The sequence below is a fragment of the Paenibacillus sp. FSL R5-0475 genome (genome assembly GCF_038004585.1).
In the GTDB taxonomy this organism is placed as follows: Bacteria; Bacillota; Bacilli; order Paenibacillales; family Paenibacillaceae; genus Paenibacillus_AQ.
In genome coordinates this window covers 596,437-622,920 of record NZ_JBBORK010000001.1, presented here as the reverse complement: position 1 = coordinate 622,920, position 26,484 = coordinate 596,437, and the positions used below count along the sequence as shown (strand labels likewise).

Below are 26,484 nucleotides of genomic sequence, written 5' to 3'. Positions count from 1 at the left end.
CAAGACAGGATACAGCCTCCACTGTAGTTTGAATTCCTTGTCTTGCCGCTTGGATTCAAGCTGCTATTGTTATTCAATCACAATGTCTTTAGCTATAAGCACCAGGTCCGTCAGATCGACCTTGCCGTCACTATTGATGTCTGCCCGTTTCGCCTTAGCCCAATCTGGGTCTGCAGAACTCTTTCCGTAGTTAGCTGCGACAATAGCCAGATCGCCGATGCTGACTTTGCCATCACCATTCAAATCCTTAGAAGGTTCTGGCACTGTTGTTGTAAACTCCACCTGAGCCGAGGAAGTAGCTGCGCTTGTTTCCTGTCCTTCGCTATCCCCAAGCGTTGCACGCTTTACAGTAATACGTCCGGTTTGGGGTTCTGTCAGATCCTTAGCCTTAAAGGTAATCTTAGCTACATCAACATCCCCTTTAATCGCACTCCCTGAACCTTGGCTAGCCAGAATCAGACGTACAGTGCCTTCTGTATTCTTCGTCTCAAGGATACTCACGCCGTCCACCAACGCATTAGCGGATACATAATCCATTAGTGAAGCATCGAATTCAATCGTGATATCTTGGGCGTACACCGCCTTTGTAACATTGTGGAGACCTATCGTTATGTCGAAATTCTGACCATAAGGAACGCTTTTCGGAGCAGCTAAATTTGTTGCCACTTCACCTGGAACCTCCCTAGCCACTGTAATCTTACTCACTGCTTTATGTCCTCCGGATACGGTAGTTGCAGTAATATCAGCGGTTCCTGCCTTTAACGCAGTCACGACAGCTTTTCCGCCTTGAACTTGAACAGTCGCAATAGCTTCATCGCTGCTATTCCAGGTCACCTGTTTATTCGTTGCATTCCCCGGTTGAAGGGAGGCACTTAGCGTTTGTGTTTCTCCGGCCTTCATCGAAATCTCAGCTTTATCCAGCTTGATACCGGTTACCGGAACTTCAGGAACGTTATTGCTGTACATAAAATTATCAAACACGGTAACTGAAGGACCGAATACTCTAGCCCCCATTTTCCCAGCGTCTGTTGGGATCTGTGCAATAGCATCATCGAAATAAGTCGTTCCATTGATAATCAGCGTTACATGTTTCCCTTCAAACTTCACTTTTACGGTCGATGTTGTGCCTTTTTTCAATTTGGCGGCCTGAGCATTGCTCAATAAACCGTACGAATCCTGAGCGTTCACCCAGTACCAAGCACCTTGATCAAAGCCTATAGAAGCCCAAGCATCATTATTGACATAGCGCAAAATAACACCCGTTCGTATAACATCACTCTGCGGCGTAATCTTAAACTCGATCTCACCATCTCCAATGCTCGGAGATTGCTGATCGATAAACAGATTATTTACACTGTTCGAGGTAAACTTAACGGCATGCTCACCCGCTTGATCAGGTGCTTCTACAAGCTCCATACGTCCGACACCTTTACCGATGACATGCTCCCAGCCTTCGAGCGAGTTATTCTCAAAGCTCGCTGAATAGCTCACAGGCGCTGGAACTTCTACAGGATCCTCTGGGTTAGGAGCGTAGACTTCAAATTCATACATGGAGTAACCATAGGTTCCCACTCGCTTCGTACCTAACATTCGGACATATCTCGCTTGTTCAGTTGGGAATTTGACAATCTCTACTCCGCCAACGCCAGCGTTAGTCGTGTAAACGTCCCGCCAGTTCTCCGCATTATCGGATACTTGAACTTTATAGCCTTTGGCATAAGCACTTTCCCATTTGAAAATAACCTTGCTAATGTCAGTACTTTGGCCTAAATCAACATAGATCCACTCGTTGTCGGTATATTTAGAGGACCAGCGAGAAGCACCCGTATCAACCTCATCCACTACAAGACTAGCCGGAAATTGAGGTACTTCGACGGAAGAAGCTACTGCTGTTTTGTGAGCAGCTAAATTGATGGTCCAAGCGGGTGATCCTGCTTCCTCCGCAATTTCTTTTCCTGATAGCACCCGATTAAAAATCTTGAATTCATCCAGTAGTCCAGTGATTGCTTTGGATGAACTGCCGATGATAGCCGCAGGTAGCATTGTCGTTACAGTAACAGAACCTTTTAGATCCCCATCAATATACAGAGAAGTTCCATTTAGATCTCCTCTGAAGGCAACATGTACCCAGCGCCCAACTGGAATCGCTGCATTAAAGCTGTAATCATAGCCCTCTCGGGTGAATCCGGCATTTGGTGTCCCTTTCTGCTTCAGCTTTATTGCACCATATTCGGATTCCATCAGTATTTTTTCATCCGCTTCTTGTTGATCATTAAGCTTAACCCACGTGGAAACCGTCCAAGGGAAGCCCTTTATTTGCAGCGGTGTTTGAATATGATCTGAAGTCCCTGCAAACCGTACGCCTTTTCCTGTTTTTCCATCATCCACGCGAGTAACGCCAGCTCCTAATGTAGCATCATAGGAATTTCCGGACTGATCAGAGACTCTCTGCGCGCCTTCTTCAAATGGATAATGAACAACAAGATCAGTGGCCGTATTCACTTCATGTAATAAATTCGTTCCAGGACCTTCGCCTAGCTTCGCTGACAACTGCTGGAACTCGGTGAATGTGCTGTCTGTGGACTGGCCTCTCCACATCTTTTCTGCAAGGACAGGCATCGCTTTCTTCACACGATCGTGGACGTCCGCCTCACTTACTTTCTTGCCCATCATATCGTTCCAAGCCCCAAACATCGCACCGAGCAGGTTCGGCTCACCTTCCTGCAGCTTCGTATTTCCACCAAAGTTCGTTGGGTCCCAGTTATTAAACAACCACTGAGAATCCAGATAATCATGGTAATATCCAGCTTTCGGTACAATGTAGAGCGTGGAATCCACCGTATTGATAATTTTGAATCCATCTCTCACCGATGCTACCGGATCTTGCCAACCGTTATTCCAGGCGTTTACGGCTATATCCTTATCTACTACCGTGGTACCCGGGAATGCATTCAAGCTGCCCCACATTCTTGATTTCTTTCCCTTGCTCTTTAAGTGTTCGTTCATCGTGTTCAAAAACTCGCGATACTTCTCAAAAGTAGTCCGATCATTAGGTGCGAATTCATCGCCTCCAAAATGAACCGTTTCTGAATCAAACCATTCCCCATCTAAATATTCGTCCCACACATCCTTGATGAAATCGACCGTTTCCTGACGTGTAATATCCAGATGATCGACAGGCAAATTATCCTTAACCAGATCTGGTCTAACCTTTGTAAATGAAAGAGCATGGCTGGGGGTATCAATTTCCGGCGTGATGTTAAGCCCCCGTATTTTGGCGATGTCCTGCAATTCACGCATATCCTGTTTCGTGTAGTGTCCATCCTTTGCCGTTAATTCCGGATACTTGGTACTTTCTAAACGGAAAGCCGTATATTTGTTCCAATGCTCCCTGCTGTTATCCTTAAAAATCTCGTTATCGTTCAGATGGAGCTGGAAATCATTCATTTTGTAATAGGACATAAATTTGGCGTAATCCTTCAGGAAGTCTATCGTGAAAAACTTGCGTCCTACATCAAGCATAAAACCGCGTTCTCCATACTTAGGGAAATCCTTCGCTACCCCTTTTACAATGCTTGCCTTCTCAGGATCTTGCTCCAAAATTTGTAGTGCCGTTCTTGTTCCATAGAACACACCGGTCTCGGTGTTTGCATGTATTTCCACGTAATCGCCAACTTCAAAGTAGTAGCCTTCTTTACCAATTGATTCATCAGCTGACTTATCGAGCCTAAGCAGGAAGTCACCTTTTGAAGCAGGCTTATTTGGGACAATCGGTAAATCGTACCCTGTTAATTCTTTAAGATCCTCTTGAAAGACCTCTGCCGTAGCTGGTAGTTCGCATAAACATTCACTCGTGGGAATTACGATTTTGGAACTGTCCGTCATCTTGAAAGAACCACTACCGCCAGTCCACTCTTGTAAACTTGGTATCACTTTTGGTTTAGCATTCTCTGCTTCAGCTGCTGCAACTGGTAGTGGAGTAGAGTAAAGCACTAGACAAAAAACTGTAAAGCCGTACAACCATTTTTTCATCTGTCATCCTCCTACTAGTCAAATCATCAATTTTGAAAAAAACCAGGTACATCATGTTTAGTTACTCACACATGTACCTGGCCTATGACTTTGATTACTCTACAATTTTGCGTGCTACAATAACCAAATCTTCCAATCCGACTTTGCCGTCACCGTCAATATCTGCTTTCTTCGCTTTCTCCCAATCAGGGCTTGCTGAAGTCTTGCCATACTGCGCTGCAACCATCGCCAGATCCCCGATCGTTATTTTACCGTCACCGTTGATGTCGCCTTGCGTTCCTTTCTTACCAATCTCGATATTTACGGAAGAGATCGCTGCCGAAATTTCTTTACCCTGATCATCTGAAATGATTGAACTCTTAACGGCGATTGCCCCATTTACCGTTTGGTTAACTTCCTTCGCTTTAAAGGTTAATTCGAGGACATCTGCACTGTTACTAATTCCATGGGTCGCACCTTCACTTGCTACAATAAAGCGAAGTTTACCTGGGGTGCTGTTGATTGAATCAATAACGCTTACCCCACTAATTAACGAACGCGCCTCAACGAATTCCATAACATCCGCGGCATACTCTAGGGCGATGTCCTGCGCAAAAATCTTATCAGACAGATTCCGTAGTCCATATTGAACTTTGAACACTTCTCCTGGCTGAACTTGACTTGGCGCTGTCAAAGTAGAGGAAGATTTTAACTCACCGTCTGTTTCTGTTACGATGACACGGCTGGTCGCAGCGAAGCCCCCATCCATTGTCGTTGCCGTAATTACGGTTTCGCCTACCTTCAATCCCTTAACTAGAGCATGACCTTCTTGCTGTTCAACGGTTGCTACAGCTTCATCACTGCTGCTCCAAAGTACTTTTTTATTCGAAGCATTCAGAGGCTCTATCACAGCGTTCAATTCGCCCGTGCTGCCTACTTTAATCTCTAGCCGTTCTCTATCCATAACGACGCCTGTAACTTTTACTGCTTCTGCCTCATCCTCCGTCTTGAACACATTGAGTTCTGCAGCAGATGCGAAGGTACCCACGCCTTCTATAGCCTCAAGTCTCAAATATGTTGCTTCTACAGCTGTAAAGCGAACAATTTTTGTGGTCTGATCGAGGGGCCATGATCCATCTGCAATTTTTGTGAAATTCGTTCCGTCAACACTCGTGTACAGGTTATAGCTTGTAATCGTTCCATTGGTTCCAGATACTCTAGGTGAATAATTGAATTGGTTAATGTTATATTTGCCTCCGAGGTCCAAAGTAATGGATTCCGGTAAGTGTGCCGGGGTCCATTTCGTATGCCAGATTGTAGACATATCTCCATCGAGTGCAAGACTCGCTTCACCTCCAGGCTGGAAGCTACTCGCCGTTGCAGTCATTTGCGATTGTGGAATTTGCGTGTTAGGCATATACACATTAATCGTCGAGGTTGCACTTTTTTTACTTCCATCCTTTGCGGTAGCAGTAATGATGGCTGTTCCCGCTTGAAGTGCAGTAACTTTTCCCGCCTGATCCACCGATACAATTTCCGGATGGTCAGAAGTCCAGAGCAGTGTCCGGTCCTGAGCATTTGCTGGTTTTACCTGAGCGCTAACAGAGCTTGACTGTCCTTTGTTCAGATCCAGCTTATTTGGCGTTAGCGTAATAGTCGAGACAAGTACACCTTCCTCCGGAACGATCGCACCCTCATCATCGACGCGAATGTTATCGACCACCAGCGTACCGGTTAACTCCTTCTGACTGTTCAGCTTGTTTTTGATAATGGCCAGATAGGCATCTTTCACCCCTTCGGTTGTAAAAGACAGATCCAGCGTACTGCGTCCTTCTTTCAAATTCTCACTAACCAGATCACGAACTACCCCATTCTCCTTCACTCGAATAGCCACTGTGTACATATCCGTCTCATCCGAGTTGTAGTCCATCGTCAGATGGTAGCGGTTATCCTCCTTCATTCGGAGCGTGTGAGGCAATGTACGCAGCCATTCACCGGTTGCATCTTCATTCGTTTTAAGCGACCAATTACCATCCAGAACATAATTCATGATCTGATTGTCGCCTTTTTCAACTAAATGCGTACGAACTGGACCTATTTTAGAATAAACAAAGGGGCCCCAGCCCTCATCAACGTTCTCGAAATCCTCGAATAATACAGAATTACCAACGTCGGTTTTGGTTGGATTCTCCCATACCCTTACATCATCAAAGGTTACCGTCGAATTTCCATCTTCTACCTTCATATAGAGATTGGCCGTCTCACTAACCGCATCAAAGGTAACCTTAATCCGCTGGAAGTTCGTGCTCACATATTTATGCTGCTGGGCTAAAAAGCCATGCTCTGTGTTATCCAGTGTATTGACAACCTTGTCAGCCCCTTGCTTCACACCGATTTCCACGGTGCGTTTCCCATCTACTTTCACCCATACTGATGCAGAATACGTCTTGCCCGGTGTAAGTCCGGTAATCTCCTGCTGAATTACTGCATCACCAGGACCCTTCACTTGAAGCTGGTCATCGGCGTTACTGTTCTTCACAAATTTAATGTGATCATCACTTGCAGCTGTGGAAGATTTCTTCCAGCTACCGAATGTTTGGCTGTCAAAGCCCGGGTCCTTTACCGAACTCCCTTCGCCCCATACCATTTCCGGCTCTTCAGCAGCTGTTGTCTTATACAGGGCATAACCAATCCCCGGCTGCGCGGTAAGTGTGACTTTACCTCCAGTTACTTCTACACTGCCAACATGCTCACGTCCTAAATCTGTCAGCTTATATAACTGTGCCGTCGTTACGTTACTCCATGAGTCTGGAAGACTCCAAGTCGTTTGGCCACCCGCTGGATTCCAGTGATAGATTTTATCTTCTGTCTCAGGACTCCATGGAATAAAGACCGTACTGTCACTAATGTTGCTGCTATCTGTCATGATAGCGATTTCACGACCATCCTTACTTAAATGGATCTTACCGTCCTGCTTACGTTCAACTACAACCTTCTTTTCAAAATCGATACGGTTATCGGTCATCTTGATGATCGGGAAATGCTGCATATATTTTGTTGGTAGATTGTGATTGAAGAATGCCGCACTAGTTGATTGGTAGCTGTAGAATGGAGCACTGTTCTGCCAATAACCCACGCCTACCTGCTTATTCCCTTTCAGTAAAGGGGTTGTTAAGAAGCCATCCAGCGATTGATTCCGTAGGAAACGGGTAACCTTGCTATCGTCACCTTGGTTCGGGTACCCCGGATCTGTTCCCCAATGAATCCAAGCTGCCTGCTCAAACAGAGGTCCTGCAAATTCTGTACCGAGCATCCAGCCGTTACCGTTGATATAATCTGCGAGTTTCTTCGCATTGTAATCGGCACCATCATATACATCTACATATACAAAGGATAGGTTGTCGCCTGTGTCGCTTTTCAGCATATCCAGACGTCTTTTTAATTCACCGGATTCCACATCTTTGGTTTTGTTAACATAGAATGTTTGATCCAGCCAGCCCCAACCTTTACTCAATGGCTGATTCATATTTTCCATTTTGGTGCCGAAAGCATCCAGCGCGTATTCTGTTGCGTTAATGTGTACACCGCCGCGGATATTGTATTTCTTTCCTTCACTCAAAATATAATTAAAATCCTTCTCTCCACCCTGACGAATACCGATATGGCCGCCGTAATCTGGGTGAGAGTCATCATGACCTTCCGCTTGATATCCTTTGAATAGAATCAGCTGTCCAAAGCCATCCGTGAGATTAGAGATCTTCTTCGCATTATCAAAAGCACGCAAGAACGGAGAGGTTGTAGTAGATCCGATGTTCATGCTGATATAAGAGATATTGTCCCTTATCATTTCACTGCCGGTTGGAGCATCCGTATTCTGACGATATACAATAGCTCCATCTTGCCAGTCAACAACTTTGTCTCCATTCGCATCTGGGGTCAGTACAACCTTAGCCCAAGGCAGTGGCTCCGGATCAAGCACAGTACTTCCACGATAAACCCATGAGCCTCCTGATAACGCTGCTTTCTTCGTATGGAGTGCTGTATCATCGCCTACCTTAATACGTACCTTATCAAAGCCATTTACTACATTAGTGATTACACTCGCAGCTAAGACGTCGGAGTTAACGAATGCATACGCACGTCCCCCACTCACGTCTGCTACTCCCGTCTTAAGGTCGTTAAATTCGTCCTGTACAACGTTCCAGCCCCCAGTTATCCGGACAGCCGTTTCCTGCGCTGTAGGCTGGGTTCCAATTACAGAGACAAGGTCATGATCAGGGAATTCGATCGTTCTTACTTTTTCAGTACCATTCTCTTCAATGCTGGCCACTTTGAACTGAAGAATGTTATCCTGAACCTCCATTTCAACTTTGAGATTCACTTTAATTTCTGGAATCTGAAGCGTGTAGGCTGCAGTCTCACCATGAGTGGCATCTGCTGCTTTTTTACTAAAATCAGAAGCGACTATGAAATAGGACTTCTCGTTGATTTTTATCTCATTAAATCCATTTAACTGTCCATACATTTCCGCGCCGCTGTCTAACCATGTGTATTGTTTAACCCGAGGGAACTCTTTATCGATTTCAACCTTCATGGTGTCAGAGCTTAGAGTTTCAGTAATCGTAATCGGCCTCGGTACTGGATCAGTGGATACAATTGGAGTTACCTTCACATCGTCAATCCATAGGGTCTTGTTATTAAACCAGCTGCGTAGTCCAATCTTCCCTGCACTTGTCGATAATGAGGGAAGACTCGTCGTAAGCACGTTATTGCCATCGATCGATAAAGCTACGCTACCTTTCTCATAGCGCAATTTGAGGGTATACTGTTGGTCAGCAGCAAAGGTAAAACTAGGAGCCGTAATATTTCCATACGATTCCGTCCCTCCTTTCATTGCATCCCAGCCCCAAGAACCCGCATCATATTGGATAACATTGTAGTTATTGCTATCGACGAATCGGTAGACCAGTCCAAATCGTGTGGCAGGCTGGCTAAATTTTAACTTCACCTCATATTCAGCATTGGCAACCTGAGGTGAATCTTGGTCTGCTAAAATAACAACCCCTTGTGTCACCGCCTTAACAGCACCTTGATCCGCCGAAAAAGTAGTGGTCCCCTTAGCTGCAGCCCATCCGTCGATGTTGCCATCATTGTAATCTCTGAAATACACGTCCGATTCTTGAGCCGCGAATACGGCTGCCGATGGCAAGCCAAGCTGTACCCCTAGCAACAACGTCAATAGCAAGCTAACCGCTTTGTAACGTTTTCTCATCTCTACGACCTCTTTTCACTTAAATATAAGTAGAATGAACATTATCAATTCACATATTTCCTTTAATTGTATGTTTTTGACATCACAAGGACATAATGAGCCCTCCTTCCATAAGAAGGTGCGTCATTATATGTTTTTTTGTATTACTTGGAATTTAACAATCGCTTGATAACAGCGGCTGATTCCGCTCTTGTAGCAGATTCTTTTGGTGCAAATGTAGTCTGAGTTCTACCTTTCATTAATCCAGATTTCAAGGCAAAGCCCACCGACGCTTTAGCCCACGGGCTTATTTTACTATCATCTTTAAACGCAGTGGTGGAATCTGAGGCCATACTATCGACCTTTACACCGGAAGCATAAGCTTTCGCTCGCATCAGCATCGTTGTCATTTCTTCACGAGTAATGCTTTTTTCCGGAGCAAATTTCGTCTTGGACAAACCACTAATAATTCCGGCTGCATAAGCTTTCTTTACCGTATCTTCGTACCAAACTCCTGATTTCACATCCGTAAACGGATTACCTCCAGAACCTTCTTTAAGATCTAATGCTCTGGCTATAAGAGCTGCGAATTGTGCGCGAGTGATGTTATTATTCGGGGCAAAGCTGTCGGCATCCATGCCTTCAACAATTCCTTTAGTGACCATTTCCATGATATCTTGCTTCGCCCAATGTGAGACGATATCGCTGAAAATCTTGGTGAATGTTGAGGATTGATTCGGGGTGAATTCCTGATCTTTCAGATTACGATCAAGAACCTTTAATGCGGTCCATTTTACTGCAGTTGTACCAGCCCTTTTAGCTTTAAAGGTAATCGTGGCAATGTCCAAATTACCCTTTTCACCATTCACATTTCCGATCTTGGTATGGGCTATCGTAATTTCATTGTTTTTAACGATTGGAGATACAGAAAAGCCTTTGATCTTCGTTTCTGCTTTTACAATCTCAAGCACTTTCGGGTCAAAATTAAATTTAGCTTCATATGCGTATAAGTCTTGAATATCTTTACCCTTTAATGTAACGGTGAACGTAGAATTAGCAGATTCAGTAGCTGATGTCTGCATCTCGAAGTCAGAGACTTTTTCAGCATGGACTGTACTCAACCACATGGAAGAACATAACGTACAGATTAGTGCGAATGTGAATCGTTTGCGTCTCATAAGAACATCCCTTCACCCGTGAATTTTAACTCCCCCCTATCATATGGATTTTGAAATCGGATACACATGATTTATTTTGTTCAACATTGATTATTTTTGTTATTCATTCTCTCTTCGATAAGCTAAGGGACTAATTCCTGTGATTTTTTTAAAAATACGACTGAAATGTTCTGGATTCACGTATCCTACTTGCTCAGAAACCTCGTATATTTTCATTCCGCTCTCCAGCGCCTTTTTAGCCTTCTCGATTCGCAGATTCGTCAGAAACTGAATGAAATTAACACCTATTTCTTTGGAAAACTGTTTGCTTAAATAGCTCTCGCTTACACCGACAATCTGACTAATATTCGACAAATGGACATCTTCGTTAAAGTTTTTCTCTATGAGCTCTTTCGTTTTAGCAACAACAGGGCTAAGAAAGCATTCTTTGGGTTGATCTTTCGGATGCAGCTTTTGATGCAGATGTTCCAAGAACAGTCGGCACCAATGCACCGTATTCTCCCAGGTTTCCTGCTTATAAATATGATCCGTGATGGGATAAGGCAGCTTATCATGAAGCTTTTCCCAAGAAACGCCTTTTTGATAAATTAATGCACTTGCCTCCCAAGTCATATCGACTACATCTGATTTGATAAGCTCAGGTGAACAAGGGTATCGCTGAATCAACAAGTTACAGCAGTGTTCATAGACCTCCTGCCATTTCATTAAATCCGGATCACTTAATGACTTCAGCATTTCGGTTCTAGCCAAATACCATGCTTCTTTCCAGTCACTTTCCTTAATAGCTGGACGCCTTTCAGCTTCCGGATAATATAATCGATTGTACCCCTGGTAAAAACTCAACCCTGCTAATCGTTCAGCTTGGCGGAATAATCGGTTCCACTGCTGATGACCATCCACAATATCACTGATGCCCATAGAAAGCTTCAAATTAATAAATTGCTTTAATCTCATGCTCACCTCAGACAAGATTATGTCTGTCAATCTACGAATGGCGATGATGCTGCATTGCTCTGGAAAAGAGAAGAACAAAACATAATGCCTGTCATCATATCTGCATACTTTGCAGATTCCTTCACTTCTACTTCGATTCGTTACCGTTCGTATCGTCTGCATAATCATACGGTGTGAATCTTCAAATTGAACGGTATCTGATAGCCTAAGAAGCGCAACCTCCAGATTTTTTTCCCCCATATGCTTTCGAACAAGCTCCAACGAAGGCGTTATATCATCATCTGTCACTTCTAAAGAATCCGATAGACAAAGTCGATGCAGAACAGAACAGATCGAAGCTTCAACGTCCTCTAAGGTTGATACTGTCTTTGAGGAGCTTTGCCGCCGCTTCAATTCATCCACAGTCTTAGTCAGTACCGGTGCAATATAAGTTTCATCTAACTTGGCTTTAACAATGTAATCAAAGGCGCCGAGCACAAAGGAATCTCTTACAAAAGAATAATCTCCGTATGCGCTAAGCATGATGGTTAACGGTTGATTCGAAAAAGTAGTGTTATTCAGTGCTTCGAGTAGCTCTACTCCATTCATATTTGGCATTTGAATATCCGCCAGAACTAGATCCACATCTGGATGAATTTTCAGCATATTTAATGCCTCCTTACCATCTCCTGCTTCCCCTGCAATCTCAAAATCGGTCGAAGCAATGGATATATACTCCCGGAGGGCTAACCTAGCTAATGGTTCATCATCAACAATGAGAGCTTTAAATTTCATCATAAATCCCTCCATAATTGATCTATAGGATTACCTCAAAGCCTCAACCGCTATCTCCCAATCATCATTCAATTTTTCTTGAATATCGGCCACCTCAGCACCTGAAAAAATTTCTTGTGCAGCCTTCTTTTCATCAAACTGTATGGCATTTTTTACTTTTTCAAACTTCTCATCGATCCCCAGGTACATAAACGGCTCAAAGGGGTGCTTCTCTTGAACATTGTTGAAGAACGGCAGGAATGATTCAATATTGATCACTGTCGATGAATTTTGCGAATAATTAATATACACTTGGTAAACATCCCGGCTAAATACCCACTCCAAAAATGCTTTAACTTCTTCCGTATTCTTGGAATTTTTATTGATCGCCATATATTGATCTGGCATAGTGATTGCCTGCAAACGCTCTGAAGTTGTCTCTCTCCAGGGCAATGTGAACGCATCTAAATCTTTATCATCCTTCATTTTGGATAAATGATCTCTAAGATACCACTGACCGAGTGCAAGCATAGCCGCTTTATTATTTTGAAACAGCAGTGTTGCCTGATCCACACCAATATTGAGTGCATCGGGCCCTGCTAGTTCATTCTCTGCTATTTTCTTAATCATCACTGCTGCTTTCTCGAAAGGAGAACCTTTTCCGAAAGGGCGTTTTGTCTGTGCGATTGAAGATAAATAATTTTCATCCTTGGATAGTAGAGGCGGTCCGAACTCAGTGAAAGGATAAAACGTCCAATTCTCTTTCCCACCAATCGCAATCGGAATATATTTGCCATGCGCTTTAATCTTCATCATCACATCCATAAATTCATCCATCGTTTGCGGAATCTCTACGCCGGCCTCTTGAAAGATGCTTGGATGGTAATAGACATATTCAGAGAAGGATACAAGTGGTAGACCAAGAATGGAATGATCTAATCTAGCGGGATATTTATTGTTTTTTGCTGCGGTTAATCCATCCAGTGGAAGAAGTACTGCTTTGTAAGTGAGTAGGTCATCTGGCTTCAGGTAAAAAATATCCGGCAAATCATTGGCTGCTAATCGAACCTTTAAATACTGACCGCTATTATCGGGAATTGTCTCTACTTCAACCGTTACATTAGGCTTAATTTTAGAGTAGTCTCTTACTTTTTCCGTCCAAAATTTGATATCTGTCTTCGCTTCCCACATGCCGAATTTTATTTTAATCGGTTGATCCAGATTCACCTTTCCCTGTTGTTGCTCTATTGCCCCTCCTTTGGGACTGAACTTACTTAAAGAGAAGAAGCCACCTACAAAAATAAGAGAAATGATCCCTATTAGAGACACACGGAGTATTATTTTCACTTCTATTAATCACAGCCTTCGAAAAAAGTTTATACCATCATACCTCCTCTGAAGTTACACATGAATGATGTTTTCCCTCTGGACTATGATCTTTTATGATCCTCCGCAGCATTTTGCTTCATCCTCCCTCCCCTAACAACTGATCCTGCATCTCTTCCTCCGGCGTGTCGATCAACGGTAGTCTTATCGATACTATCGTCCCCTGAGGTTTATTCTTCTCGTACTTTAAACCGTAACGCCTCCCGTAATGTAGCTGAATTCGCTTATTAACGTTACTGTTTCCCATACCACTGAAAGAATGCTGATGGCGTATACCATCGCTGTCATATTCCTGAGCATCCATATCCAACATGCCTACACCATTATCAGCTATAGTTATAAGAAGATCTTCCGCTTGTTTGCTCACTATGATTTCGATGATACCAGGATAGTCAACATTCTTTAGTCCATGAATAATACTGTTTTCTAAAATAGGTTGTAGTAGCAATTTCAATATATAATAACCTGCTAAATCCTCATCTACTTCCCATCTCGTTTGAATGGGTCTACCAAAACGAATCTCCATGATATACAAATAATTCTTTAAATGATCTATTTCCTCATCAATCGTAGTCAGAATTCCACCTCGATTAAAAGAAGAAGCCAGTAGACGAGTTAGCGCATGTGTCATATTCCGTATGTTATCTGCTTTACTGATTAAAGCCATAAACTTGATTGAATTGAGTGTATTTATTAAAAAGTGTGGATTGATCTGCGACTGAAGTGCTGCAAACTCCGCCTTTCGCTTCTCCACCTCTTGCCTTTCATGATGGTAGAGCAGATCCTGAATACGCTCCGTCATGTGATTAAAAGAATGCCCAAGCTTAATTAGCTCCAGGCTGCCGGTTCTCATAAATTTAGCGTTTAAATCACCTTCAGTAACCAGATCCATTTGCCGGAGAAGCTCATTTAACGGCTTAGTAACATTAGATACAAAGTAAAATGAAACAAGAATAAATGCTAAGATGATCATCAATGCAAACACCCAGACGATATAATTCACACTAAGGTAATTGGCTGTTAGATCAGCATATGGAATAGACTGTACAAGCCACCATCCGGTCTGATCAATCTTGGCGTAGGTTATCAAATTTCTATATTCACCATTAACATCCACAACGTACCCTTTTTCCTGCGGCCCACGATTTGCGAACCAGTGCATTTGGAATTCCGCCCCTCTAGAGGCAAGGGTATTGGATGAGATAATTTGACCTTCCTCTGTGACGATAAAAAGGCTGGATTCCGTATTATCACGTGACTGCAAAATATGATCAAAGGCACTACTCTCAAACGTAAAAAGAATCATTTCTAGCTGGGATAAAGGATTGATTACACTTGGAGATAGGGCAGCAACCATATTGTAAGGATTGTAGTTACCATATAAAATATTGGGCATCATCCCCAGAAAATGAACGCTATCGGGATTATTTAGCACCTGCCCATACCACGTTTTTTGGCGAAAATAAGAATCATCCAAATTCAAGTTCTTTAAGTACGAATAGGATTGATGATCTTTAAATAGGAAGTTCACCGACAATACTCGTCCTGAGATGGATGCCGTGTACTTCTCTATTAAGACCTTTAGCTCATAGTAAGCCTGCTGTTTCTCGACTCCACTCTTACGATTAATTTCATAAAGCTTTGCCATCACATCCCTGTCCATACCGATAGAAGCAAATAGTCCCGTCAACCTCCTTATTTCCTGACTAACGGAATAGGAGATCGCTTGAGCCGTTTGCTGAGATCGTGATGTATTTTGCTGAAGAATATCTCGCTTATAAATATTTAGAATAATGATGGAGAATAAGATGATCGGCAGAATGACTACCAGTATAAAAAAAAGCCTTAATGTGCTAGACATCCGCCAATTTTTTCTCATAAGTTCCCTCCCCTTTAAAAGATAACTTATAAACGCTTACTTCTACCTCACCATGAATATTGAACAACATATTCCCTTAAATTTGTGCTACTTCCTGCATGGCGACAAAAGTACTCAGAATATTACACATTCAAATTTACTTCACAAATAAATCCGAGTTTATTTTCATCTTTCGACATCGCTTACGAGCTGATTCAAAATGAAAAAGAGCCGACACTATTGTAGAAAGTTCTACTTTAGGATCAGCTCTTTTAGTTCGGTCAATCGTCTTTTCAAACCGCTTGAGAATTAAGGATATGTTAAAAGGGAAGACTCACTTCAAACAATATTCATTTGCATAAAATAATTTAATTTGATAGTATAACTGACGAACGTTCGTTAATATCGAGGTGATTTTTTTTGAAAAGTAAAGAAATTAAAGACATTGCTTTGAAATGTTTCACAACTCATGGATATGAGGGGGCTTCTTTGTCTCAAATTGCTGAGCAAGTCGGGATGAAAAAACAATCTCTTTATGCCCATTTCAAAGGGAAGGATGATCTTTTTCTGCAAGTTCTACAAGATGCCAAAGAGACAGAAATCTCATCCAAACTACAATATTTGAGTAAGGTAGGGACTCATAATCCTAAAACAGATTTATTAGGATATCTGCAATTGGTCATTGATATGTTTCAAAAGAACGAGCAGTTAAAGTTTTGGCTGCGTATCTCTTTTTTTCCACCGCCCCATCTTGCTACAGCGATTGATGAAGAAGTAATCGACACAGAGAAAAAGATTCAACCCGTACTTGAAAGTAAATTCCAAGCTTGGATCGATGCCAAAGTCATCATGGAAGATGCAGCCTCCATCCCAACGCTTGCCTTTTTAGGTGTAGTTGATTCGATCATGCTAGAGCTTGTGTATGGCAATAATGAAATCCGTTTAAATGAAAAACTAAATGCCTCATGGACCGTATTTTGGAGAGGTATTTCACAGCTGTGATTCTACAAAGAGAGGTATTACTTCATGAAGAAACCATTGAAAGAACAAAAAACAGTCTTACTCATTCTACTAAGTAACATATTCATTGTTTTTCTAGGCGTTGGGCTGATCGTCCCTGTTATGCCTTCCTTTATGAACATTATGCATTTGTCAGGTAAAACGATGGGGTATCTTGTAGCAGCATTTGCATTCGCGCAATTACTCATGTCTCCTCTGGCAGGGCGTTGGATTGACACTTACGGCAGAAAAAAAATGATAGTTATCGGCTTAGTGCTCTTCAGTGCATCGGAATTAATCTTTGGTTTAGGCACACATGTATCCGTTCTTTATATCGCCAGAATTCTTGGTGGGATTGCTGGTGCATTCATTATGCCTGCCGTCACAGCCTATGTTGCGGACATCACCTCAGTAGAGGAAAGACCTAAGGCAATGGGTTATGTTTCTGCCGCCATTAGTATTGGTTTTATTATTGGCCCAGGAATCGGAGGATTTATTACTGAACTAGGTATACGTGCTCCATTCTATTTTGCTGCTGGCTTCGCCTTAATCACTTGTATTTCGTCGATATTTATTCTGAAAGAGCCACTATCCAAAGAGCAGCTTTTGGAAATCAGTAAACTTAAAAAAGACACCAACTTTATCAGTGATCTGAAACGCTCGTTTCATCCAGCATATATTATTGCGTTTATTATAGTGTTTGTCCTCGCCTTTGGCTTATCGGCATATGAAACTGTGTTTAGCCTGTTTTCTGATCATAAATTTGGCTTCACTCCACGGGATATTGCAACCATCATTACAATAAGCTCAATCTTCGGGGTGGTTGTGCAGGTCTTTTTATTCGGTAAAATGGTAGATAAGCTCGGTGAAAAAAAGCTCATTCAACTCTGCTTAATTGCTGGCGTAGCCTTAGCTGTAGCCTCCACCATAATCAATAACTATTTAACTGTTCTGCTAGTAACCTGCTTCATCTTTCTCGCATTTGACCTACTCCGTCCAGCACTAACGACCTATTTATCAAAAACGGCTGAAAAAGAGCAAGGCTTTGTCGCTGGCATGAACTCAACCTATACTAGCCTTGGTAATATCATCGGACCTGCATTAGGCGGAGTATTATTTGATGTAAACATCAACTATCCATATCTCTTTGCGGCTGTCATTATGTTTATTGGTCTTGTAATTACGATGGTATGGAAAGAAAAACAAGCTACTAATGGCTTGGTAAACTAAGGTAAGGAACAACTGCGAATAGTAAGATTTACAAAATAAAACAGCTCGCCCTCTATGGGGACACGAGCTGCTCAGGCTGTCGAGAATGTCTCGACAGCTTTCTTTATATCTAATCATTTACAGTCTTCACCACGTATTTTATCCTCGTTCCCACTGCTTGTACATTAAATATACAAAAAACGGAGCCCCTAACCATCACTTCATGACCAGTACCTTTGATTTCAATTTGCTTGAGAATAATTCTTCAACCTAGAATGGATTGATCACATGGAAAAAGACGTTAGGCGACGCCATACGGTAATAATAGCTGCACCAGCCTGCACCTTTGTCGGTGAAACGGTTCGTCGTGCTATACAGCAATCGTTCCTGCTCCAGCTCCTCGATCCGTTCGAGCTTTCCGTCCGCATATTCTAACAGCCTCATGCTCGCTGTATCCAGCCGGCTTACAACGCCGCCGTAACGAATATCGAGCACCTCCCAGCCGAACGGTTTGAACATCGATAGCCATTGCTTCCGGTGTGCGGCGCGAAGATTTTGCACACCCAGCGAAATTTCGGGCAAAACATCCTCTGCAATCCGCCTAAGCACTGCCTTGTCTCCACTGTCATAAGCCCGCTTCAGCTCAAGACCGATTTCGCTCTTCTGCTTCAACACCGCACATAGCTTTTGTGGCACCTCAAACAAATAATCTAGCTCTGCCTCAGCTTTTCTGCGGCTTGCAATTTCGCCTTCCGCCCATGCATAATGAGCCGCCATATCTAGCCCATCAATCTGTTTGTCGAACAGCCCCAACAGTACATCCTGATACAACAGAAACTTAGACGGATTGCTCTGCTTCTGATTATTTGGTGCAGCTCCCGGTGTCTCGTCCAAATACTTCAGCCCCATGTAAGCGTCCGCCTCGATGCCGGTGCAGAACCGAACGCGCTCGGCCAGCGCCTTGTCAGTCGGCGTCGACGAAGAATAAGCATGCTCCGCATAAAACTGCAAGCCGAGCAAAGCGATGTACGGATTGCTCTCCATTCCGTCGTCACCCCACATCGTCGCATAAACTTCCCGGATGCCTTCCTTCTTGCATACCGTCAGCGCTGCATCGGTCGCCGGCAAGGATAGCCCGTAATTGACGCCGAACGTATTGAATACCCACACAGCACCCGCAAAAATAAGATTATTACCGAGCGGCCGGTGTTTGGCGATCAATGTTTCGTAGTCCTTCTCCTCGACGTGGTTATAGTCCCAGTAAACCATATCTATGTCCTTAGGAATGCGGCTCGACATGTCCTCTGATATTTGCGTCTCATGGCCATAATAATCTTCACCGTTAGCTGAAGCCAGCTTCAGGAACATATCGCTCCACATCATCGGTTTCAACCCTAAGCGTCGAGTTACTGCGAGCACCCGCTCCAGATGACCTGTCATAATATCAAAACGGTTCATATGTCCATTGCGATCCAAAAATTTACCGCGTCCAAGCTCTTCCGCTTCATCCATGCCGATGTGGATTTTCCGGCTGCGGAACGGCGCGCTAATGCTGACAATCATATTTTCGACCAAACGATCGGTCTTCTCCGCTCCAACTAGCAACGCGCCTTTTGTATCTTTATATTCCTTTACCGGCTCCCATTTCAAAAACTCCTCCAAATGAGCCAGTGTCTGAATGCTCGGGAACGCTTCAATGCCGAATTGATCGGCGTAATCGTCGATTTCCTTCAACTCCGCCGCCGAGTAACGGCCGCGCATATAGCCGAAATAAGGCTCGCCTTCTATCTCGTAAGTGTCTTCCAAATAGAGCATGACGCTATTCAAACCCATCAGCGCCATTTTGCGCAGCATAAACTTGAAGCTTTCAACGGTTAGCACTCCATTGCGCGATAAATCAAACATCGGACCGATCACATCGAATTGTTGTTGCTCTGTAATTTGAAAGCTCTCTCCGCCCCTAATCTTCTGAATCAACAGTCCCAAGCCGCGGAAGAACTGATGTTTAGCACTATAACGAATATAAGCGCTTTTACCATCATAACCCACTTCCAGTTCTCCTGAAGACGGTTCTACCAAAACAGGAATTCCATCCTCCGACCATTCTGACTTAAGTTCGGCAAGCAGCAACTGAAGTCCTGATTGAAGCTCGCTCAATTCTCCTATAAAATGTAACTTCACTATCAATCCCTCCACAAAAATGAAATATATATAAAATTACACCAAAAACTCGATCAAGGGTGTTAACCTTTGACCGAGCCTGCTACCATGCCTTTCATAATTTGCTCTTGGAAGATCAAAAAGATGAGAATGGTTGGTATTGCAGCAATAAACATCGCACCCATCGTTAAGCTGTAGTCCGTTCCGAATCCATCGGAGAAGAGCGACAAGCTGAGGGGCAGCGTCTTCAACGCTTGAGAATTAATAAAGACGAGCGCGAAGGAGAAATCATTCCAAAACCTCAAAAATGCAAGAATTGTAATCGTAGCGACGATCGGCAGGGACAATGGGAAAATGATGCGTCCGAAGATTCCCCACCAGCCGTTGCCGTCGATCATCGCCGCTTCCTCTACTTCTCTCGGAATGGATACGATGTAGGACATTCCAAGGAAGATCGCAATTGGTAATTCAAATGCCGTATACGGTAGGATGAGTGACCAGTACGTATTCAGCATCCCGAGCTTGTTCATGAAAATAAACAATGGAACGAGTGTGCTATGAATTGGAATGAGCATGCCTAGCAAGAACAATCCTTTTATAACGCCACTCAACTTGAATGGGAACCGGGCAAGCACATAAGCTGCAAGCATGCCGAGCACAATGGTCAGCAGCAGTGCTGAGAGGGTAACAATTGTGGAGTTGAGCACCGCCCGGCCCATATTTCCGAGATCCCATGCCCGGGTTATATTGTCGAACTGCCAATGCTGCGGCCAGGAATAGGGACGATTGAAAAATTCCTGATTCGACTTGAATGCACTTATTCCTAACCAGTATAGCGGATACAATGTAATTATGGCATAAAATAACAGGATGATTTTCGCAATTCCGGAAATCGGCTTACGCCACAGCGAGCCTCTCATCTTCTCCGACCGAGCGTCTATCATTGCTTGCATAGCGATTCACTCCTTCATCGGCCGGGCTAACATTAGCCGACCGCCCATTAGCCGCGTCTCTTCGTGATGATATGATTTAGGCCAATGAGCACGGCGCTAATCAGAATAATCATTGTGGATACCGCAGAGCCGTAGCCGTAACGGTATACCGTAAAGGTGTTATTGTACATATATGTGGCGAGCAATTCTGTCGATTGTGCAGGACCGCCGCGCGTCATGACGATAACATGGTCGAATGCCTTCAAACTTCCAGATATGCACAGTACGATGGTTACAACAACTGTTCCCCAAATTATCGGGAGCGTCACGAAAAATAGCTTTCTCCAGGCTACCGCCCCGTCGATCTTCGCAGCATCTTCAATTTCTGAAGAGATATTTTGGAGTGCAGCGATGAAAATGATAAGATACGGGCCGATATTCGCCCAGTTAATCGGGATCGATACGGCAAACATATTGATTTTAGGGTCGTCTAGCCAAGGCCGGCGCCAAGATTCCAGTCCCAGCGTCTCCAATAATTGATTCAGCAAACCGATTTGCGGGTGATAAATATAGCCCCAGATGAGACCGACGACGACTGTAGACAGCACCATCGGGAGAAATACAGCGGAGCGCATCAACCGATTGAACATCGTGTTCTTGAGCAAGAACAATGACAGCAGCAATGCGACCGATACTTGACCTATTACTGCCGAGACAACAAGGATCAGGTTGTTTTTCAGTGCTCTCCAGAATACTGGATCCTCTAGTATCATTCGATAATTATCCAACCCGATAAGCTTAGCAGCACCGAGTCCCTTCCACTCAAAGAAACCGTAGTAAGCTGACCAAAAAATCGGAACGATCGCAAAGATGATAAAGATGAGTAGTGCAGGAAGCAGCGCCATGATGACGAAGCTTCTGCTGCGCAATGATGCAGGCATGGCGACAGCCTCCTTTACGTACTTTTGTCTGATTACTTTTTAGTCGAACGCGCTTGCGCATCCTGTAGTTTTTTAGCTACATCCTCCGGCTTACCGCCCATCATAAGCTCTTGAAGACCGTTGTTGATCACTTCGCCTGCTTCAGCAGATAAATAGGCGTCATATACCGGCGTAATTTCAGAATTCACAGCCAATTCATAAGCTTTGAAGTAAAGCGGGCTTACTTTCGACTTATCCAGTTCTACTTTGTACATAACCATTGAGTTGCTTTCTGCGATCGCCTTTTGGCCATCCGGTCCGCTTACTGCGTAGATCAGATCAAGTGCTGCCTGCTTCTGTGCGCCTTTTGTATTTTTGTTAAGCGCGAAGCCTGCGCCTGCTCCACCGGAAATCGTATTCGGTTTGCCTGCTCCACCTTCTATGCCAGGCATTGTTGTGACTTCGATAGGTGCCAACTGCTCAGGAGTTGCAGATGCTGCAAGATTCGTAAGCGACCATGCGCCGTTAATCATCATAGCTGCCTTGCCTTGAATGAAGTATTGCTCTGCTTGCGTGTTGTCGATGCTGTTTGCGCCATCTTGAAACGCTTTATTGTCAACGAGCTCTTTGTACTTGCCCAAAGCGTCAATGAACACAGGATCTGTAAAAGACGCTCCATCTTGAGCTGCAGCTTTCAAGAACCATTCCGTGCCCGTCACGCGGTCAGCCAACGAACCGATAATCGTCGATTGTGCAACCCATGGTGCTTTATTGCCGAGGGCAATCGGCGTAATGCCGTTGTCGTTGAACGTTTTAATTGCAGTCATCATCTCTTCCCAAGTCGTCGGCACTTTTACACTATGCTTCTCGAAAAGATCTTTGTTATAATACATGAACGAAGTTGCTGACATACCGAGCGGCGCTGTGAAAATTTGTCCTTTTTCAAACTCATAGCGGTCGAATGCACCTGCCAAGAAACTGTTCTTCCATTCTGGGTATTTATCCATCAACTCTGTAATCGGTTGAAGCTTACCGGCATCATAGAACTCTTGGGATTGGCTGCCCGCATATACGAAAAATACGTCTGGCATTTCATTTGCCGCAGCCACCGTGCTTAGGCGTTGACGATAACCGTCAACCGGGATCGCTTGCGCGTCTACCTCAACGTCTGGATGCTCCTCTTTATACTTGTCGATCAGGTCTCTAACCGCTTTGGCACGAAGGTCGTCACCCGCGAAGTTATGCCATATTGAAATTTTCGTTTTTTCTTCAGAGCTTTTGTTGTCTCCATTGCTCTGCTCTTTTTTTCCGCTATTGTTGCAAGCGGTTGCCAAAAGGGCAATCATCAAGATAATTGTCGTTACAAACGCAAGTCTCTTCTTCATTCAAATATTCCCCCTTTAGTGATAACCCTAGTATAGATAAGACAGACGAGAAGTCGTAGGGGGGAAAGTTAAGCCCATACGGGGGATATTTTCACCTTCGTCTATTCATTTTGAACGATATTGCGAAGGGGTTTCGCCACTGTAACGCTTAAACAGCTGGTTAAAATGCTTCATATCCTCGTAACCTACCCGCTTAGCGATCTCACTTACCTTCGCTGGCGTTTCCTTCAACAAACGGCTAGCCCATTCCATTCTCGCCTCAGTTACGTACTCAATATAGTTCTTACCTGTTTCCTGTTTAAACAGCTTGCTAAAATAGTTCGGATTCATATGTACGCATGCCGCTACCTGCGCCAAAGACAAGCTGTCTGCAAGATGCTCGCGGATATAGGCTACAGTTCGATCAATGGCTTCATTCCGGCTGCCATTTAATCGTTCATACTGCGCATGGATTGCAAGCAGCATCTGCTGCAAAGTTTCTTCTGGATTCGCAGTAAGCAGCTTTATGTCCAGCTGTTCAATCTGTGGAAGCTTTGGCATCGATTGACCAACGGATGCTGCTGCACGCTCTAGCCAGCGGTACCCCCCAACAATTAAGGAATGCAAATACGCTTGAACGGAACAAGGCGTCGCTTCCGTATCCTGTCTAATGCACTCCAGTTCACCTTTAATCCACTGTTGTACGACTTCTCGGCTCCCGCTTCTCAGAACGGCGGTTAGCTTACTCTCCACTTCTTCCGTACAAACGGTCCGCATTCCTTTCCGGTCTTTAATATCCTCATAGGCCAGCATTCTTGCTTCCTCTGCCAACCAGCGGTACGAGGCAGTATGTTCGGCGGTGCGAAGTGACTCCCTAAGTTCTGCCAAATTGCTGGCCCATACACCGCATGCTGCAAAAAAAGGCTGGCTATAAACGCGCTCCGCCCGCTCCATCGACGCCTTAACCAATCGCTTCGCGCCCGGCTGCCCCCTGCGGAAAATAAGCAGCCATCCATATTCCCAATCAAGAATGACACAGCCAAGTGAATCCCTAATCATCGCAGCCGCCTCATTCATTTCACTTTCCGTCTCCTCCTTCATTGTCAGTGGATATGCAGATGTCACTAGCCATAGCTCTAGCTTCTCCATATCCGATCCGAGCCTCAGCTCAGGATAATAGATCAACAGCTCCTCACTTTCACGCTCCGTCAGGAGATTGTCCCCGCGAAGAAACCGATCCAGTTGCTTCCAACGGTATGCCGTTTGATGAATGGATTCTTGAAGCACAGCCTCCCGTCTATTGACGATACGCTGCTTCACGCGCATAACCGCAGTCATAATATCGCCAGGACGGCTATTTTTAAGCAAATAATCACTTATTCCTTCCCGCATCGCTTGCTGTGCATATGCGAAATCATCGAATCCAGACAATATAACAATTTCAATATAAGGAAAATTCCGCTTAACCTCGCGAGACAATTCCAATCCCGTCATTCCCGTCATCCGAATATCGGTTAGAATGATGTCAGGACACTCTATCGGAATGCGCATCAGCGCTTCCTCTGCAGAAGCAGCCGGCGCGAGCAGCTCAATGCCATTCTCTTCCCATTTAATAACCGTGCTAAGGCCGGTCCTAATAATGACTTCGTCATCTACAATTAAAAGCTTCATATGCACATTCTCCTTCCTTCCCACAAAGGTTGTAGCCTATTTGATTTCTGATTGGATCGGTATAATCGTAAAACTAACTTTAGTGCCGCTTCCTTCTACGCTTTCGATCCGCAAACCGGCTTCATGCCCATAATGAAGCTGCAGCCGATTATGCACGTTGCGCAATCCGTAGCTGCTGCCTGCCGAGTCATTATTCTTCAGCGGATCAATACCCAAGTTTGCGCTTATCTTCTCCCTCAGCAGCTCCAATCTTCCCCTGCTCATGCCGACACCGTCATCTTGAACGATAAACGTAATACGTTCTCCCGCTGACACCGCTTTAACGATAATGCTTCCTTTACCCTCTCTTTTCAGAATGCCATGAATCATCGCGTTTTCAATTAGCGGCTGGAGCAGCAGCTTCAGCATTCTCATATCGAGCAGCTCCGCCGGAATATTCGCCTCGTAATCAAATTTATCCGGATATCGAATGGACTGGATTTTCACATAATGATCTACATGCAAAATTTCTTGGCTGATTGCACAATATTCCTGTCCTTTATTTAAGCTGAACCGAAGAAAATCACTCAATGAGCCGACCATATCCGCGATTTTTTCGTCTCCCTTCATTAGCGCCATCCAGTGGACTGACGATAACGTATTATATAGAAAATGCGGATTGATCTGCGCTTGAAGTGCCGACATATCCGCTTCCTTCTTCAACGCTTCGCTCAGCTTCACCTCATCGGTTAAATTAATAATTCGCGAGCTCATCCGATTATAGCTAATAATCAGTTGTCCAACCTCATCGATCGATGTGACGGGCAGCGTCGGCAGCGGCTCGTCTGGGCTGGAATTCCTAAGAAACTTCGTTAATGCAGACAACGGTTTCGTCACCTTTTGAATAAGTACAAGTACAAAAGCGATGACAAAAAGCATGGAAATGCTGACTGCAATTGCAGTTAACGTTAAAAAATACTGGTTCTGCGCTCTGTAAGCTTTTGCCGGAATGATACCTACGAGTCTCCAGTTAACATTCGGCATCTGATAGTATAATACTGTACTCCGCTCCTCCGCTTCTCGGTAATCGAACGAGCCCAACTTACCCTTGAATTCAACTATTCCGGGAAAATAATCGTTCAAGTTCTTGTTAGTCGAATACCCTTCCGGCCCTGCCAATATCCGATTTTGTTCGTCCAACAGCAGGGCGACGCCTTCACCCTCTAGTCCAGCTTGCTTTAAATGGCTAGAGATAACCGATTGCGTCAAGCTAATTTTAAGCATGCCGATATCGTAATATTTTGATGTGCTGCGAATCGGCCGCGACATCGTAATGACATCCTCTTTGCCGTCCGATGTAACGAAGTGATGTACCGGAGACCACCATTTAGGATATTTCTCATAATAACTGGGATATTCGCTCTGAATATCGGCCCATTCTGATTCGAGGACGGATCTGAAGGAAACCGACGGCTTATTATCTTCATTCGATTCGATCATGACATTGGCGATATATGGTTTGGAAATCGATAATGTTGTAAGTAAATTAACGATCGAGGTTTGCTTTAGCAAATCGTGTTCCGGTGTTTTCAAATAGCTTTGGACATCAGGGTGGCCAATGAGGAATAGTGATAGATTCTCAACATCGCTCACCATATTTTCCAAATAGGCCCCAATTTGCCTAAGCGTGTTCATGCCTGAACTTTTCGCTTTCTCTTCCGTTAAGCTTTCAGCAATATAATAGGAGAACAGTCCCAGAGACAACACCGGTACCAATACCGAAATAATAATCAACAAGCTCAGCTTCTGCTTTAACGATTTACCCAACCAGTTTTCCATCTTATCCTCCGTTCAGATTA

14 protein-coding genes are annotated in these 26,484 nt (G+C 44.1%); 2 read left to right on the top strand and 12 right to left on the bottom strand.

Features of this window, described 5'->3' with window-relative positions; genetic code table 11:
- Window positions 1-69: 69 nt before the first annotated feature.
- The 6 genes from MKX41_RS02550 to MKX41_RS02525 all read right to left on the bottom strand — a co-directional run bounded on the left by MKX41_RS02550 (window position 70) and on the right by MKX41_RS02525 (window position 15,412).
- Window positions 70-4,032: a family 20 glycosylhydrolase gene (locus tag MKX41_RS02550; RefSeq protein ID WP_340968510.1), complete on the bottom strand. Its 3,963-nt coding sequence runs from the start codon at window positions 4,030-4,032 to the stop codon at window positions 70-72.
- A 94-nt stretch (window positions 4,033-4,126) separates the two neighbouring features.
- Window positions 4,127-9,283, bottom strand: coding sequence for an endo-alpha-N-acetylgalactosaminidase family protein (locus MKX41_RS02545; RefSeq protein WP_340968508.1), 5,157 nt, complete (start codon window positions 9,281-9,283; stop codon window positions 4,127-4,129).
- Between the two features lie 143 nt (window positions 9,284-9,426).
- Window positions 9,427-10,440, bottom strand: a complete 1,014-nt coding sequence (locus MKX41_RS02540; RefSeq protein WP_340968507.1) for an S-layer homology domain-containing protein — start codon at window positions 10,438-10,440, stop codon at window positions 9,427-9,429.
- Between the two features lie 99 nt (window positions 10,441-10,539).
- Window positions 10,540-12,171 carry a response regulator transcription factor gene (locus MKX41_RS02535; protein ID WP_340968506.1) on the bottom strand — a complete coding sequence of 544 codons (1,632 nt, stop codon included), beginning with the start codon at window positions 12,169-12,171 and terminating at the stop codon, window positions 10,540-10,542.
- 27 nt (window positions 12,172-12,198) lie between these two features.
- Window positions 12,199-13,494: an ABC transporter substrate-binding protein gene (locus tag MKX41_RS02530; protein WP_340968505.1), complete on the bottom strand. Its 1,296-nt coding sequence runs from the start codon at window positions 13,492-13,494 to the stop codon at window positions 12,199-12,201.
- Between the two features lie 118 nt (window positions 13,495-13,612).
- On the bottom strand, window positions 13,613-15,412 hold the full coding sequence (locus MKX41_RS02525) for a cache domain-containing sensor histidine kinase (protein ID WP_340968503.1): 1,800 nt from the start codon (window positions 15,410-15,412) through the stop codon (window positions 13,613-13,615).
- A gap of 399 nt (window positions 15,413-15,811) precedes the next feature.
- Between MKX41_RS02525 and MKX41_RS02520 the strand changes: the two genes are divergently transcribed.
- Together MKX41_RS02520 and MKX41_RS02515 are read left to right on the top strand one after the other, a co-directional pair.
- Window positions 15,812-16,393 (top strand): TetR/AcrR family transcriptional regulator, encoded by a 582-nt coding sequence (locus MKX41_RS02520; protein WP_042186580.1) that lies wholly within the window; start codon window positions 15,812-15,814, stop codon window positions 16,391-16,393.
- Between the two features lie 24 nt (window positions 16,394-16,417).
- Entirely contained in the window at window positions 16,418-17,620 is a 1,203-nt protein-coding gene (locus MKX41_RS02515) for an MFS transporter (protein ID WP_042186578.1), read from the top strand.
- A gap of 249 nt (window positions 17,621-17,869) precedes the next feature.
- Here MKX41_RS02515 and MKX41_RS02510 read toward each other — a convergent pair whose 3' ends face one another.
- The 6 genes from MKX41_RS02510 to MKX41_RS02485 all read right to left on the bottom strand — a co-directional run bounded on the left by MKX41_RS02510 (window position 17,870) and on the right by MKX41_RS02485 (window position 26,464).
- Window positions 17,870-19,780 (bottom strand): beta-N-acetylhexosaminidase, encoded by a 1,911-nt coding sequence (locus tag MKX41_RS02510; RefSeq protein WP_340968500.1) that lies wholly within the window; start codon window positions 19,778-19,780, stop codon window positions 17,870-17,872.
- Between the two features lie 62 nt (window positions 19,781-19,842).
- Window positions 19,843-20,703, bottom strand: coding sequence for a carbohydrate ABC transporter permease (locus tag MKX41_RS02505; RefSeq protein WP_042193549.1), 861 nt, complete (start codon window positions 20,701-20,703; stop codon window positions 19,843-19,845).
- A 56-nt stretch (window positions 20,704-20,759) separates the two neighbouring features.
- Window positions 20,760-21,632: a carbohydrate ABC transporter permease gene (locus tag MKX41_RS02500; protein WP_042186574.1), complete on the bottom strand. Its 873-nt coding sequence runs from the start codon at window positions 21,630-21,632 to the stop codon at window positions 20,760-20,762.
- A gap of 32 nt (window positions 21,633-21,664) precedes the next feature.
- Window positions 21,665-22,996, bottom strand: coding sequence for an extracellular solute-binding protein (locus tag MKX41_RS02495; protein ID WP_076283303.1), 1,332 nt, complete (start codon window positions 22,994-22,996; stop codon window positions 21,665-21,667).
- Window positions 22,997-23,101: 105 nt separating this feature from the next.
- Window positions 23,102-24,646, bottom strand: a complete 1,545-nt coding sequence (locus tag MKX41_RS02490) for a response regulator transcription factor (protein WP_340968498.1) — start codon at window positions 24,644-24,646, stop codon at window positions 23,102-23,104.
- Between the two features lie 36 nt (window positions 24,647-24,682).
- Complete coding sequence (locus MKX41_RS02485) at window positions 24,683-26,464, bottom strand: sensor histidine kinase (protein ID WP_340968497.1); 1,782 nt, start codon at window positions 26,462-26,464, stop codon at window positions 24,683-24,685.
- Between the last annotated feature and the right edge of the window lie 20 nt (window positions 26,465-26,484).